Below are 14741 nucleotides of genomic sequence, written 5' to 3' on the forward strand. Positions count from 1 at the left end.
TAGTTAATAATATTTAACTACCTCATTGTTTTAGAATAAAAATCTTAGATTGACAACAATAGAGATGAATTTAGCAATCAAGCAAGATATGAAATTTATGTTTTGCTTTATGAAAGATTTTTTAATGACACATTTCCTCAAGACTCCAAAGAATAGCTTCTACAATTATTGCTGAAATCAAACGTAGTCGGACTGTTTACTTTGCAAAGTATGCACATCAACTTGTTTGTAAATCATGATCAGATCAAATAATTATTCAATAAAATGACTCGGATATGAAAGTCCGAGTCAGGTTGTATTTCGAGAACATGATTTCAACAACAAGCTATTGCAGATTCAATATTCATTTATGTTCTTCATCATAAGTCGATATTGAATGAACTTATCTAAATTAGCTTTAAGTTCCATGTTGTTTTGCTTCGAATTGCACATACCATGGGTATGCTAGATGTGTAATGATGAGCATTGTATTAAATCAACCTTATTTAAATGTTTTTTGATAACTGAGAAATCCACGATTTTCATTAAAACTATTGCTATTTTTACTGTTGTAATCCGCAAATAAATAGCTGAGTGACCATCCATTGAGTTTTGGATGTGGGAATTTATAATTTAAACCCACATCGAGTTCACTCTCTTTATTGTTGCTAAAGTCTTTATAAATAAAATCATAGCCATAAGAATATTTTATCGTAGCACTTAGACCTTTGAGTGGGCCATCAAATTTGTAGCTGTAAATCGCATGCCATGTTTTTTCTTTCTCTTTGAAAAAACCAGTTACGTTCCAGTTAATAAAATATAATTCAGGTACAAAACCATCAAGCAGGGCATAAGCATTGTCACCGCTGATTTGTTGATAGCCCGCAGATAGACTGTGATTGGCATAATTAAAGCTTTGCATAATGCCAATATTTTGATTGGTAAAAGCATCTAATTTGGAGTTATTGCTTTCGATAGTATGGAAATATTTTAATTTGGTTTTACTTTTAACTTGGTCAAACTGAGATCGATATTCTGCGCCAAAATAGTGACGGTTAAATAAAGATTCGAGCTCTCCAAAATAATATTCCAGATGCCATTGAGGCGTAGGTTGGTATTTTAAATCAATATAATTCAAGCCATCGGAACGATGTGTTACACCATTCAAGGTATAGCTCAGATCTCTAAATTTTTCTTCATTTCGTGGAGATAATTTTTCAACACGACCTAACTCAATATTCACATTGGGCGCTGCTTTAAAAGTTAATTGTGCACCCTGAAAGCTGGTAAATAATTGTCGGCTCTCATCTACAGGAGTGGTTGGTAAATTTAACCAAAGTTCGCCGACTTTTAGTTCAGCCTGTTGGTATTTGGCTTTTAGTGTCGCACCGTATTTCAACTGGTCTTTTGCCTGTTTTCCTGTCGTTGTATTAAAAGGTAATACGGTATCAGCAACGCCTTTATCATCACTTAAGCGAAGTGCATATTGCACACTTGCATCTAAACCAATCTGTAGTGGAGTATCGGTATAGCCAGATTGAATAAATAAAGATGCACTTTGTGACCAGCTTCCAACATCTTTAATTTTGGATGGTTCAAAATCGCGGTCAATATATGCATTTTTAAGCACCAGCCTAGCACTACCATCGAGGACATTGGCGTAGCTGTGTTGAGTGAATACAAAAAGGTTAAAAGTGAATACGGTGATTAAAATTGGATTTTTCATAGGGTTTCTCTTGATTTTTTAGTTATCGCTATTCTTTTGTCACGCTGTGACAAGTGGGTATTACGCTCTACTTCATCTACTTATTCGATTGCTTTTTAGACTTAAAGGCAGATGAAGAGAGGTCTATTTCGTTTTTTGAACAGGTTTTTAACCAGAATTATTGATCATCAGGTTTTTTTTGCCAAACAAGTGGATCTGCCTTTTGCCGTTCTTCATACTCGAATCCTAAAGGCAAGTTACGTCGTTCTTTTAAACAGCTAATGGCAACCAAAGCCAGAATCGTCATAAAGGCTAAGTAGTAGGTGACCGAAGAAGTTTCTCCTGTTGTGGAAATCAACCATGCAGCGATCATTGGTGAAAATGCACCACCTAAAATAGACCCCAACGCATAGGCAATCGATACGCCAGAAAATCGAACAGAGACAGGGAACAGTTCAGCGTAAAAGGCAGATTGAACACCGCAGGCAATACCGACACTGACTGAAAGTAGCAGTAAAGCTAGGCCAATCGACCAGATTTGTCCCATATTTAGTAAGGGGAACAAGACTAAAACTGTCGCAAATTGTAGGCTATAGCTGAGGTAATACATTTTTTTACGGCCAAACTTATCTGACCAACCACCAGAAAAATAAGTCACAATAACCCAGACCACAGCTATGGATGTCATGATACTTAACAATGTAGTACGAGCCATTTGGATTGGACCATTTGGGTCAGTTGCGTAATTTTGGATAAATCCACCGGTGGTCATATAACCGATTGCTTGGGTTCCAGCCAATAAGAAAGAGGCAAGAATAAGAATTAAAAAGTGATTCTTAAACAATTCTTTTATTGGTGTTCGTGTGGCGACTTTACGTTGTTTAATTTCTTTAAAAATAGGGGTTTCATCCAGTGAAATACGAATCCAATGACCGATTAAAACCAGAACGATACTGAACAGAAAAGGAATTCGCCAACCCCATTCAAGAAACTCATCGCCGGGAGAAACGAACCCTGTCATAATTGAGAGAACGGCAGAGGATAGCAACAGTCCAAGCGGAACACCTAATTGAGGGAAAGCACCAAAATGACCGCGTTTACCTTTAGGTGCATGTTCAACCGCCATTAAGATTGCTCCACCCCATTCACCTCCAACGGAAATTCCTTGAATAATACGTAATGACACCAATAACAATGGTGCAGCGATGCCAATTGATTCATAGGTCGGTAATAGACCAATCAGCGTGGTACTGCCACCCATCAAAATCAGTGAAATAACCAGCATGGTTTTACGACCAAGTTTGTCGCCATAATGTCCTGCTAAAAAAGCACCCAAAGGGCGAAATAAGAAGCTAATTCCGACTGAAGCAAAAGCTAAAATCGTAGCAAAAGCGGGGCCTGCTGGCCCAAAGAAAATATGGTTAAAAACCATGCCAGCGATAGCCGCATAAATAAAATAATCATAAAACTCAATTGATGTTCCTATCACTGTGGCTAAGGCAACTTTTCGTTCAGTTTTTTTTCTTTGTCGCTCATCGTTACTTGAATGGTTAGATGAGTTAGGTAAGCTTTCTAATATATTCATATTTGTCTCTTCCTTGAGGTTGCTTAACGACTACGTTGGTCGCTTGTCGTTGGCTTATTTTTAAACCTAGTGTGGGGATAGAGATAAAAGCTAAATTGTCGAGAGGTATTTAAAACTTGATATAATTTCTTCGTTAACTATCGTCAATTTATCTTGGTCGATTTCCCTATCGTCATTTAAATTTTAAAATTGTTGTAACCCTCCGCTATGTAAATAATTTTAGATATTTGAGTAGCAAATGATGGTGGCGTAAAAAACAGAAAGTTTCTCCAAGCCTCTAAATTTCAATCAAATTTTTTGTAAATGGTATTTTGATTTTGACAGAGTTCAATATATGCAGTACAAAACAGGAATTTTTAAGCTTCTGCCGAATAGAGAAAGTCTTGTTAGATATAATCTTGCACCGTGTAATAAAGACCATTTAGGGGTAAAAAAGCAGTGAGTATCCATTGCACATTAACTCCGTTAGAATTCTTATTAAATTTTACACTATGGGATAATTTTTAAAAATTAGCATAATTAATAAAATTAAATTCCATATTGTGGTAAATATTGTTGTTTTGGTTTGACTGTTAGCTATGTACGATAATTAAGCATAGAAATTAACAAAAAGAAAGCATTTATTTTTAAAAAATTCTATATTATGGTAAAAATACAAATAAAATTAGGTTTAATTGCGATTAAAATGATATTTTTTTTAAATAGTGTGAAAAATTAAATTTATGGATTTTTGTGGGTTTAAACCGTAGTTTGAGATAAAATAAAGACCTTGTGCATAGTAAAGAGGGGATGTAAAGCAGGCTATATAAAAAGAGCCGTACAAAAAAGAGTGAACCCATTTTTTCAATATGATTAACAGCCAGCATTAAAGGTATTGCTGTTATTGGTATAGAAAATACTGTGGAATATAAGGTTTTAAAATAAATTTTGGAAAAATAAAGCTTTTGCCCCGTTCTATGTTTGGAGCAAAAGCTCAATATTTAAAAGCAAGAAAAGCTTCCGTATTGCTATTGAGAACGATTGAAAAGTTATCTATATGATTGGAATCATGTCATATAAATCAATATGGAAACTTTTGAAGAATTGACTATATACATCTGCTTTAGATCAAATATGCTCAACTTCTTCCAAATTGATTTGGCTACTATTACTATCCACTTGATTTTGCTGACCCATTGCTTGGGTTAATTTTGCCGATGTATCCAAAAGTATTTCAATAATGGTTTCTTTTCTCAAGAGTTCAAATTGTTCATAAGACCCGACCACACTAATACTTGTATGTGATTCTTTAGAGTTTTGATCAATAAAAATTGGTGCGGCGATGCCAGTTTGCCCTTGATTTAATTCATTGTTGGTAATACAAAAACCGTCTTTACGAATTTGTTTCGCTTGCTTAAGGATCTCTTCTAAAGAATAAATATTCAAAGGATCAAATTTTATTTTCTCCTCATACAAGTCTTTAATTTTTTTTGTACCTTGGAAAGAAATTAATACTTTGGCTTGCGCTCCACGAAATAATGGAAGAGGGCGACCACGGCCAAAGCTATAGTTTAGGTCGTTGTTTGGTGAGAGAATAAAAGTATTAATAATTTTATTATCATAAAAAGCACTGACAAAAACAGTTAAGCCAGTTCTTTGGCTTAATTGTTCAATATAAACACGCCCTGAGCTGAGTACAGGATCATACTTACGCATCATCCAATCAAGTTCAATTAGGCGAGGACCTAACACGTAACCACCGGGGCCACGTTTTGCAATCAAACCAGCATCACATAATTCTTTTAGATAGCGATAGGAAGATGTGCGAGAAAGATCGTATTCATTAGCAATCACATCAGCATCAATAACGAGGCGTTCAGGTGTAAATAAATTTAATACGCTGAGTATTCTTGAAAGGCTGCTGCTCATATTTTTACATTATGGAAATAATTAAATAAATTAGCATTGAATGAGTTAAAAATAAAGAAATTAAAAAAATCCCGTATTATGAAAATAACTATTGAAATAGTTGTTTTTATGTTTTATAAATATCTCAATAAGGGAATAATTAAATTTTTCAGGTGAAGAAGATGATCGGTGCGGAATATTTTGTAAAGACGGCAGCGCAACTTGGCTTTGAATATTGTTTTGCTAATCCTGGAACAACCGAAATTCCGATGGTTGCAGTGATGCAAACGGAAACTAAAATCAAACCTATCCTTTCTTTATTTGAAGGTGTTTGTTCGGGTGCGGCTGATGGATATGGTCGGGTGGCTGCAAAACCTGCTTTGACCTTGACCCATTTGGGGCCTGGCTTTGCCAATAGCATGGCGAATTTGCACAATGCGCGCCGTGCCAATACACCGATCGTCAATATTATTGGGGACCATGCCTCATGGCATGTGAACTATGATCCACCACTTGCCAGTGATATTGAAAGCATGGCAAAAACCGTGTCAGGTTGGGTACGCATGACCCGCAATGCCAACAGTATTGGTGATGATTTACAGGATGCGATGAAAGCTGCTTGGCAGGCCAAAGGGCAAATTGCTACGCTGATTTTACCCATGGATTTTCAAGCCCAAAAAATTCAGTATATCGGGAAGCATTTTCAGGTTACCGCACCACAACGTCACTTTGTCGCCAGTAAGGTTGAACAGGTTGCTCGGCATTATCAGCAGGGTAAATCGCTGGTATTTATTGTGGGAGATACCGGTGTAAATGATGCGGGTTTAAAAGCAGCAGGGCGTTTGGCGCAATTGGCACATGTGCGTATGTTTGCTGAAACATTCCCACGCATCAGTCATCGTGGTGGTGGTTTGCCAGATCTGGATCGTTTGCCCTATTTCCCTGAAAAGGCGATTGATGTGTTGCAACACTATGATTATGTGGTGTGTGCAGGTGTGATTGATCCAATTAGCTATTTTGGCTATGAGGGCTTGCCATCGCGCTTGGCAGAACCAGATCGTTTACTTTATCTGGCTGATGTTGGTGAGGATGTACCAGCGGCACTCAATGCACTGGCGGATGAACTGAATGCACCAGACTTTGTACCTGTTGCGACGAATCCAATCGACTTACCACCCGCACAAGCAGCATTGAGTCCAGCATCTATTGCGAAAATTCTATCTGCAAGTCTGACCGAGGACTGTATTGTCTCGATTGAGGGGGGAACTTGTGGTTATCCATTTTTTACTGCTTCGAATGATGCGCTAAAACATCGGGTCATGACCAATACCGGTGGCGCAATTGGACAGGGCATTCCTGCTGGTTTTGGCGCTGCATTGGCTGAACGTGGTACACGGGTGTTCTGCCTACAATCTGATGGAAGTGCGCAATATACCATTCAAACATTGTGGAGCATTGCCCGTGAAAATTTACCAGTCACGATTCTGATTGCTGCCAATCATCGTTATGCCATTTTGCAAAATGAATTAAGACGTTTTGGTGTAGAAGAATTCAGTGAAACGGCATTGTCTTTAACCGAACTCAATCAACCGAAAATAGATTGGACAGCTTTGGCCAAAGCATATGGCTTAGCATCTACAGTGACGCGAACCAATCAAGAACTACAAACTGCATTGACTCAAACCAATCAAGCAATGCAACCCCATCTAATCGTAATGGAATTATGAGGTGTATCCCATGGCTATAAATGAGATTTTTCCAGAAGTACATCGTTTTTTAGCGAAACCACAACAATTATTTATTGGCGGTCAATGGACGGACTCGGTCAGTAAACAGACCTTTGATGTTGAAAATCCAGCAACGCAAGAGGTGATTGCTCAAGTGGCAAAAGGTGGTGCAGCGGATGTTGATTTGGCAGTCGATGCTGCCAATCAAGCGTTTAAAACCTGGCGTTATGAGATCCCAGCAACACGTGCCAGATTGTTGTATCAATTGGCAGATTTAGTGGAAAAACACACTGAAGAGTTGGCGCAGATTTTAACGCTGGATAATGGTAAACCATTATTGTATTCACGTCATGAGTGTGGCGGTGCAGCGCATATTTTACGTTACTTCGCGGGTTTTGCGACCAAGGTTGAAGGTCGACAAGTACCAGTTTCAGGTGCACCACAAGGCGCATTTTTAAACTATACCTTACGTGATCCTGTCGGCGTTTGTGGTTTGATTGTGCCATGGAATTTCCCACTGACCATGTGTATTTGGAAACTTGCACCTGCAATGGCTGTGGGCTGTACCGCAATTTTAAAACCTGCTGAACAAACACCATTGATTGCAGTGCGCTTAATGCAGCTTTTTCAAGAAGCGGGCTTCCCAGCAGGGGTGGTCAATCTGGTCACAGGTACAGGTCGTGATGTTGGTGAACCACTCAGTGCGCATCTGCAAGTGAATAAAGTGGCATTTACTGGCTCGACAGCGGTGGGTAAAGCGATTGCCCAACAGGCAACCTCGAATATGAAGCGTGTCACTTTAGAGTTAGGTGGTAAGTCACCCAATATTATTTTACCTGATGCGGATTTGAGTAAAGCCATTCCGGGTGCAGCACAAGCCATTTTTTATAACCAAGGACAGGTGTGCACCGCAGGTTCCCGTTTGTATGTGCATGAAAAAGTGCTGGATGAAGTGCTGGATGGTTTATGCAAACAGGCACAAGGCATGAAAATTGCCAATGGCCTAGATGAAAGCTCAACCATGGGTCCACTGGTGTCTGAACGCCAATATGCGACAGTCAATCGGTATATTCAGCAAGCATTAGCGGAAGGTGCTGAATTATTGACAGGCGGCCAACGTCCAACTGGTTTTGATCGGGGTTATTTTGTTGAGCCGACCATTTTTCTTGATCGTGAAGAAAAAGCCTGTATTGCCAAAGAGGAAATATTTGGTCCTGTATTAACGGTGATGAGTTGGTCAGACACGGATGAGTTGATAGAGCGTGCCAATAATTCAATTTATGGCTTAGCTGCTGGAATTTGGACACAGGATCTATCACAAGCACATCAAATTGCAGCCAAATTAGAAGCAGGATCCGTATGGGTAAATTGCTATAACGTGGTGGACCCAGTTTCTCCATTCGGTGGTTATAAACAATCAGGTTGGGGACGTGAAATGAGCCATGATGTGATTGAAGCTTATACTGAAACCAAAAATGTTTGCGTGAATTTGTATTAATTAAGGTCCCTGCTAAGCTCCCTTGAAAAAAGGGCGTCACTTTCCCACTCAAAGTGGGAATGGGGGATTTTTGACTCAAAAAAAGGACTAAAAAATGGATTTAGAATTAAAAGATCGAGTTGCAATCGTTACTGGTGGCGGGATGGGAATTGGTAAAGATGTAGCCCGTCTTTTATCGCAAGAAGGCTGTAAAGTCGTGATCTGCGCGCGCCGTATGAGTTATCTAAATGAAGCAGCCAAAGAGATTGCAACTGAAACGGGTAATGAGGTGTTGCCATTATTTTGTGATACCACAGATATGAAAGCGGTACAGTTTATGGTTGATCAGGCCGTGCAGCATTTTGGACGAATTGATATTTTGGTCAATGGTGCAGCAGCCCCGTCTGGTGTGGTACGTAATGATATTGAACATGCAGAAGATCATGAGCTATTGGGTGATTTGGATACCAAAGTTATTGGCTATTTCCGTTGTATCAAAGCGGTTACACCCTATATGAAAAAGGCTGGTTTTGGGCGGGTCATCAATATTGGTGGCTTAACAGGTCGTGGCAGTAAAGTCATGTCAGGGATGCGTAATCTTGCGATTGCCCATTTGACCAAGACCTTATCTGACCAACTTGGTCCATCAGGAATCACGGTAAATCTAATCCATCCAGGGGTTGTTGATACACCACATATTCAAGAGCTTTATGAACGTGAAGGGATCAAGCAGAACAAAACACCTGAGCAAGTTCGTCAGGGCTATATCGACAGCACGCCAATTCGCAGGACACTTGCGCCTATCGAAATGGGCTACTTGATTGGTTTTCTGGCTTCACCGAAAGCGGGTGCAATCACCGGTGAGTCGATTGGGATTGATGGTGGTTTGACCCGTGGCATCTTTATCTAAGGAGCAGGCATCATGTCAAATGGAACATTATTAGTGGCGACCGTTGGGCAAGCGGTAATCCGTAGTGGTGATGATGGCAAATTATGGCATCGTTTGGGTGTCGGGCAAGATCTAGAATTTGATGCGATTACTCGCGCTTTATCACAAGATCCTGAACAAGCCAACATCATCTATGTAGGCACAGATATTGGCTTATGTGTCAGCCATGATTGTGGTGGGACATGGCAGCAAATGGATACACCGTTTAAAGGTCAAACCGTTTGGAAAGTTGCTGTTGATCCGCAAAACCGACAAAGAATTTTTGCTGGAACAGGAGCACCCTCACGCGCTGTGCTTTGGCGTAGTCTAGATGGTGGGCAGACTTGGGATGCTGCGCCTGTTGAAATTCCAGAATTTTGTGCAGGGGTCAGTCGTCCGCGTTTACTGGCTTTTGCTTATGATCCAACCGATGCCAATAAAATTTGGTTTGGTTTGGAAGAAGGTGGACTCTTTCATTCACAAGATGGTGGTGAGACTTGGCAACGACTAGATGATCGGTTGCTTTGGGATTTTAATTCCGACGTGCATGCGGTTGCAGTGTTGCCAAATCATGGTCAAAAAGTGGTGGTGGTGGTCTGTGTTAATGCGGTGTATCGCAGTTTTGATGATGGACAGACATGGACAGGAATTATTGCCAAAGAAACTTTTGGTTTGTATTACGTGCGTGCAATGTCGGCACATCATCACAGTCAAAGTACTGTGTATATCAGTATCTCGGACGGGACACCGGGAACCACCAGTAAGATTCTGGTTTCTAAAGATGCAGCAGCAACATGGGAAGTCTTGCCTTTACCGCAACAACCCAACTCCTGTATCTGGGCGATTCAGCAAAACTTTAACAATCCAGCGCAGATGGTTGCTGGCACAAAGTATGGTCATCTATTTACCAGTGAAAATGGCGGTAATAGTTGGATTAAACATTGGCGTGAATTTAGTGAAATAGCAGATGTGTTATGGACGCCTGCAAATACTGAAATCAAGGCGCTACATCAATCTGTGATCGAAAAATAATGCGAGCTAAAGATGAAAATAAAAGTATTACGGACGCATCTTTCACTCTTTGTCAGAGATCCTGAAGCATCTGCTCAATGGTATGCCGATGTTTTGGGGATGGTTGAGCATGCGCGTGGTCCAGCATGGATCATGATGAGTTTTGGTGTAAAGCATCATGACATTGCTTTGATCAAGGCAGCGCCTGATGCTCAGCAAGGTGGACTCGGTTTGCAGCACTATGGTTTGGAAATTGAGGGAACATTTGAAACCCTACAAAAATTGCATGGCATGCTGATCCAAAAAGGCGTGGAAGTGGTCAAAACTACAGATCATACCGTCGGCAATGGCCTGTATTTCAATGACCCAGATGGCAATCGTTTAGAGTTCTTTTTAGAAACCATTCATGATGATGCCGAAGCGATTAAAGCTTTCCATGCTGCTGGTGCTCCAAGCAATCCGATTGAAATTAAACCTATTTTTTAAAGGATTCTGATATGAAAAAAGCAAATTTTGAACAGTATCATATTCGTAAATGGTACAGCTTTGTAGAAGAAACACTGGCAAATGAAAGTGGTGTGTTGGCAGATGGTGAACCGATTTATAAATATGCGGTTGCTGTTGCGATCCATAATCCATTTGCGGGTCAGTTTCAGCAAGATCTTAATGCACTGATTGAAAAATCACCTGAACTGGGTCGTGAATTTGGTCGCCGTATACAGGCTTTGGCACAGGGTCGCGCCATTGAAAGTTATGGTAAAGCCATTTTGGTCGGTATGAATAGCGAATATGAGCATGGCAATGCATTTTTGACCAATCCTGCGGCCAACCCAGTACGTGAGGCCATTGGTGGTGGTAAATCATGGGTGCCTTCGACAGGTAAGCGCGGTGTTGCAGGAACCATTATTGATGTTCCTTTAGCACATAAAGATGCGCTTTATGTGCGTTCACACTATGACACATTTTCTTTATCTTTTAATGATGCACCCAATAACGATGAAATTATCGTGATTTGGGCTTTTGCGACTCGTGGACGCTTACATGCCCGTTTAGGTGGATTAAAAGCCTCTGAAGTTAAAGGTGAGGATGGTCTGAATTAAGCTAGCGATAACGCAGCTCAATCTTAGGCATCGCGCATACATATAAGGACATGACATTATGCGAATAGGAAGCCATTTTTTTAAAAACCGCAGTGGGCTTGGTCTGCATTATTTAACTTGGGGCGAACCTGAGCAGCCTATCTTAATCATGCTGCATGGATTGCGTTCCTACGCTGCAACATGGCACCTGCTTGCACCATTGCTTGCGGAGCATTTTTATGTGGTGGCACTGGATCAGCGTGGACGTGGACAAAGTGATTGGGCGGAATATTCAAGTTACCAAACTGAATATTATGTACATGATCTTGAAGATTTGATTGCTGAATTAAAGGTGGATCAAATCATCTTAATAGGTCATTCATTAGGTGGAACGAATGCCCTTGAATTTACCCGTTTGCATCCTGAGCAGGTTCAGGCATTAATTGTTGAGGATATTGGTCCAGGCTCCTCTATACAAGGCGAGGGTGCAGCACGGATTCGACATGAAATGCAAAGCACACCCTTATCTTTTGCTTCATGGGATGAGGCCACAGCATTTTGGCAAAAGCTACGCCCATTGATTGATGAGCAGGGGATTCAGTCGCGTTTGCAACATACTTTAGTGGAAAAAGATGGCCTGATTCATTGGCGTCATGATCAGGAAGGGATTGCCAAGGCGCGTTTGAGTTTTCCATCGATCGACCTGTGGCCTGCGGTTAAAAGTTTGACTTGTCCTACGCTATTTATAAAGGGTGGCTTGTCAGATTTCTTAACCACTGAGATACTCGAAAAAATTAAGGAAAACAACAAACTGGTCAAAACAGTGGAAATTGCAGGGGCATCACATTATGTCCATGATGATCAAGCTGAACAATTTAATCAGACCGTACAGGATTTTTTAAAACAGTTTGCTTAGCGGTATAGGAAGTCCAAGCAAGGGAGCAATAGGGATGAAGCAGGAACACACACAAGTTGTTATTGTTGGTGGGGGGCCAAATGGAATTGCGCTGGCGCATTATATGGGAATGTATGGAATTCAAAGCATTGTGCTTGAAATGAGTCCAGATATTTTACCGTACCCTCGTGCAGTGGGCATGGATGATGAGGCCTTACGTGTCTTGCAAACTATAGGAGTGGCCGATGAAGTTGTAAAAGACATGATCCAAAATGTGCCATTGCGTTATTACAATGCTCGTGGAATTTGTTTTGCTGAAGTAAAACCGTCAGTTGCTGATTATGGTTGGCCGATGCGCAATATCTTTATGCAGCAGCTTTTAGAAAAATCCATGCGGGAAATGTTGCAATCCTATACACAGGTCGAATTACGTTCTGGGCATGAAATGCTCGATGTTTCCCAAACCGAAGAATCGGCAACAGTTAAAGTTAAAGACAGCAATGGTGAAATTTACCAAATCTCAGCCAAATATGTGATTGGTGCAGATGGTGGTCGTTCCTGTGTGCGTAAAAAGGCTGGGATTCAGCTTGAGGGCTTAACCCATCCACATAAATGGATCGTGGTGGATGCAGCACATGATTCTCTGGATGCACCATATACTGCCTTACATGCCGATCCAAACCGTCCATTTGTCTGTATATATTTGCCTTATCAGCAGCGCCGTTGGGAATTTATGCTATTTGATGGTGAAGACGAAGAAAGCATGTGTAAGGAAGACAACATTCGCCAATTGATCCGTAATCATATTGGGGATGCTGTAGATGAACTGGAAATCATTCGAATTCGTGCCTATACCCATAATTCACGGGTTGCCAACCGATTTATTCAAGGGCGAATTATCTTGATTGGCGATGCGGCACATATTACTCCACCTTGGGCAGGGCAAGGCTTAAATTCAGGTATTCGAGATGTAGGGAACATCGCATGGAAATTGGCTGCGGTTTTAAAAAACTACGCCTCGGAAAAAATCATCGCCAGTTATGATGATGAGCGCCGTACTCATGCGACAGAATTAGTTGCCTTGGCAGACAATATGGGCATGGTCTTAGGGTTGACTAATCCACTTATGGCAGGGGTACGTGATTGGCTATTTCAGGCTTTTAACAATGTCGATGCTTTACGCAGCCATTTGGTTGAATTTAAATTTAAACCGAAACCCTTTATTCATAAAGGTTTGGTCTATCATCCACGTCCGCACATCAAAGAAACCGATGTGGTTGGGAAAATATTTATTCAACCCTATGTCGAAGATGCTCAAGCCAATAAGCTGAAATTTGATGAGATTCTGGGTCAATGGTATGCCGTGGTTGCATTCCGAAAAGATCCACTGGAGCATTTATCCGAGCAGACGCGACAATTTTGGCAAAGTCGTGAGACGCGTTTTATTCAGATCAATCGCGCTAAAAGTGGTTTAAATCGTAAGCAACCTTTACATGCTTCCGAGCAGGTGATTTGTGTAGAAGATGTGGAGCGTAAACTAGAAGACTGGTTTGATCTTGCCCGTGATGAGGTGGTGATTGTACGTCCTGACCGCTTTATTGCAGCCACTTGTGCTTTGGAAAAGCTTGAAGAAACTTTGGAGAAATTGGCATGTCAGTTGATCAATTAACCGAGTTACAACATCGCTTACTCGATGCTCGTATTGCGCGACATGTAATGGATGCCAATGAGTTTGAATCTGTTGAAACCGATCAGGCTTATCTCTGTCAGGCTCAACTGATCCAACACTATTGTCAGGAAACTGACACTACAGTTTCAGGTTGGAAAGTGGCACTTTCGGGTGCGCCTGCTCAAGCCAAATATGCTTTGCAACATCCTGTTTATGGTCATCTTTGCTCAGATATGCAATTGGAAAATGGCAGTTGTATGGCGCTGGCAAATCTGTACCAGCCGAAACTAGAAGTTGAATTGGCCTTTATTTTAAAACAGGCCATTAGCAGTACGGATTTAACTGATGCTGAGTTGTTGGCGAAAGTTGGGCAAATACGCCCAGCAATTGAAATCGCAGATACGCGCTGGCAAAACTGGCAATTTAGTCTCGCTCAATTCTTAGCAGATAATGCGGCGGCGCAGTTTTACATTCTAGGCGATGAAGTAGAGCTATCTATAACTGATTTAGATATTTACCCGCTTATTGAACGTGCCAACCTCGACATCATCGTGACCACACAACCTGAAGATCAGCCAATCCGCAACTATCTTTGGTTGGTGCGGACCCTATTGCAACAGGCTAAAAGTTTAAACGTAGGTGATGTGATTTTAACAGGTTCCATCATTCGCCCGATGGATTTAAACATCGGGCAATATGATTTTTCAGTGCTTGGTCAAAAGCTTTCGTTGCAAGTGATTTAAATCGGGAAAGTATTGTTGATGATGTAAAAAGTTTGGTGTTTGGCAAAAATTTTAAA

General features: G+C 40.9%; 12 protein-coding genes. 9 read left to right on the top strand and 3 right to left on the bottom strand.

The features are described from left to right. Positions 1–481 precede the first annotated feature (481 nt). The 3 genes from PYV58_RS06865 to PYV58_RS06875 form a co-directional block, all read right to left on the bottom strand. A complete protein-coding gene (locus tag PYV58_RS06865; protein WP_034616489.1) occupies positions 482–1705 on the bottom strand; it encodes an OprD family outer membrane porin in 1224 nt (407 codons plus the stop codon). Positions 1706–1862: 157 nt separating this feature from the next. Next, a complete protein-coding gene (locus tag PYV58_RS06870) occupies positions 1863–3269 on the bottom strand; it encodes an MFS transporter (protein ID WP_034616486.1) in 1407 nt (468 codons plus the stop codon). A 1107-nt stretch (positions 3270–4376) separates the two neighbouring features. After that, positions 4377–5177 carry an IclR family transcriptional regulator C-terminal domain-containing protein gene (locus PYV58_RS06875; protein WP_034616483.1) on the bottom strand — a complete coding sequence of 267 codons (801 nt, stop codon included), beginning with the start codon at positions 5175–5177 and terminating at the stop codon, positions 4377–4379. 161 nt (positions 5178–5338) lie between these two features. Between PYV58_RS06875 and PYV58_RS06880 the strand changes: the two genes are divergently transcribed. From PYV58_RS06880 to PYV58_RS06920, 9 genes are all read left to right on the top strand, one after another. Beyond that, positions 5339–6883, top strand: coding sequence for an acetolactate synthase large subunit (locus PYV58_RS06880; RefSeq protein WP_034616481.1), 1545 nt, complete (start codon positions 5339–5341; stop codon positions 6881–6883). Positions 6884–6893: 10 nt separating this feature from the next. Then, entirely contained in the window at positions 6894–8381 is a 1488-nt protein-coding gene (locus tag PYV58_RS06885; RefSeq protein ID WP_034616477.1) for an aldehyde dehydrogenase family protein, read from the top strand. A gap of 94 nt (positions 8382–8475) precedes the next feature. After that, positions 8476–9270 carry an SDR family oxidoreductase gene (locus PYV58_RS06890; protein WP_004822873.1) on the top strand — a complete coding sequence of 265 codons (795 nt, stop codon included), beginning with the start codon at positions 8476–8478 and terminating at the stop codon, positions 9268–9270. Between the two features lie 12 nt (positions 9271–9282). Then, positions 9283–10320 (top strand): YCF48-related protein, encoded by a 1038-nt coding sequence (locus PYV58_RS06895; protein ID WP_004822870.1) that lies wholly within the window; start codon positions 9283–9285, stop codon positions 10318–10320. Positions 10321–10332: 12 nt separating this feature from the next. Then, positions 10333–10785 (top strand): VOC family protein, encoded by a 453-nt coding sequence (locus PYV58_RS06900; protein WP_034616475.1) that lies wholly within the window; start codon positions 10333–10335, stop codon positions 10783–10785. 11 nt (positions 10786–10796) lie between these two features. After that, positions 10797–11399: an amino acid synthesis family protein gene (locus PYV58_RS06905; RefSeq protein ID WP_034616472.1), complete on the top strand. Its 603-nt coding sequence runs from the start codon at positions 10797–10799 to the stop codon at positions 11397–11399. A gap of 58 nt (positions 11400–11457) precedes the next feature. Then, complete coding sequence (locus PYV58_RS06910; protein ID WP_034616468.1) at positions 11458–12294, top strand: alpha/beta hydrolase; 837 nt, start codon at positions 11458–11460, stop codon at positions 12292–12294. A 34-nt stretch (positions 12295–12328) separates the two neighbouring features. Beyond that, positions 12329–13942 carry a bifunctional 3-(3-hydroxy-phenyl)propionate/3-hydroxycinnamic acid hydroxylase gene (locus tag PYV58_RS06915; protein WP_034616465.1) on the top strand — a complete coding sequence of 538 codons (1614 nt, stop codon included), beginning with the start codon at positions 12329–12331 and terminating at the stop codon, positions 13940–13942. Further along, a complete protein-coding gene (locus PYV58_RS06920; RefSeq protein WP_051671074.1) occupies positions 13924–14685 on the top strand; it encodes a hypothetical protein in 762 nt (253 codons plus the stop codon). Before PYV58_RS06915 ends, PYV58_RS06920 begins: the two co-directional genes overlap by 19 nt. Positions 14686–14741 lie beyond the last annotated feature (56 nt).

It is taken from the genome of Acinetobacter sp. TAC-1 (genome assembly GCF_029025845.1).
GTDB classification, from domain to species: Bacteria; Pseudomonadota; Gammaproteobacteria; order Pseudomonadales; family Moraxellaceae; genus Acinetobacter; species Acinetobacter guillouiae.

Coding starts and splice junctions, on each gene's coding strand:
- PYV58_RS06920 (WP_051671074.1), top strand. CDS start 13,924: ATGTCAGTTGATCAATTAACCGAGTTACAACATCGCTTACTCGATGCT.
- PYV58_RS06915 (WP_034616465.1), top strand. CDS start 12,329: ATGAAGCAGGAACACACACAAGTTGTTATTGTTGGTGGGGGGCCAAAT.
- PYV58_RS06895 (WP_004822870.1), top strand. CDS start 9,283: ATGTCAAATGGAACATTATTAGTGGCGACCGTTGGGCAAGCGGTAATC.
- PYV58_RS06900 (WP_034616475.1), top strand. CDS start 10,333: ATGAAAATAAAAGTATTACGGACGCATCTTTCACTCTTTGTCAGAGAT.
- PYV58_RS06890 (WP_004822873.1), top strand. CDS start 8,476: ATGGATTTAGAATTAAAAGATCGAGTTGCAATCGTTACTGGTGGCGGG.
- PYV58_RS06875 (WP_034616483.1), bottom strand. CDS start 5,177: ATGAGCAGCAGCCTTTCAAGAATACTCAGCGTATTAAATTTATTTACA.
- PYV58_RS06880 (WP_034616481.1), top strand. CDS start 5,339: ATGATCGGTGCGGAATATTTTGTAAAGACGGCAGCGCAACTTGGCTTT.
- PYV58_RS06870 (WP_034616486.1), bottom strand. CDS start 3,269: ATGAATATATTAGAAAGCTTACCTAACTCATCTAACCATTCAAGTAAC.
- PYV58_RS06905 (WP_034616472.1), top strand. CDS start 10,797: ATGAAAAAAGCAAATTTTGAACAGTATCATATTCGTAAATGGTACAGC.
- PYV58_RS06885 (WP_034616477.1), top strand. CDS start 6,894: ATGGCTATAAATGAGATTTTTCCAGAAGTACATCGTTTTTTAGCGAAA.
- PYV58_RS06865 (WP_034616489.1), bottom strand. CDS start 1,705: ATGAAAAATCCAATTTTAATCACCGTATTCACTTTTAACCTTTTTGTA.
- PYV58_RS06910 (WP_034616468.1), top strand. CDS start 11,458: ATGCGAATAGGAAGCCATTTTTTTAAAAACCGCAGTGGGCTTGGTCTG.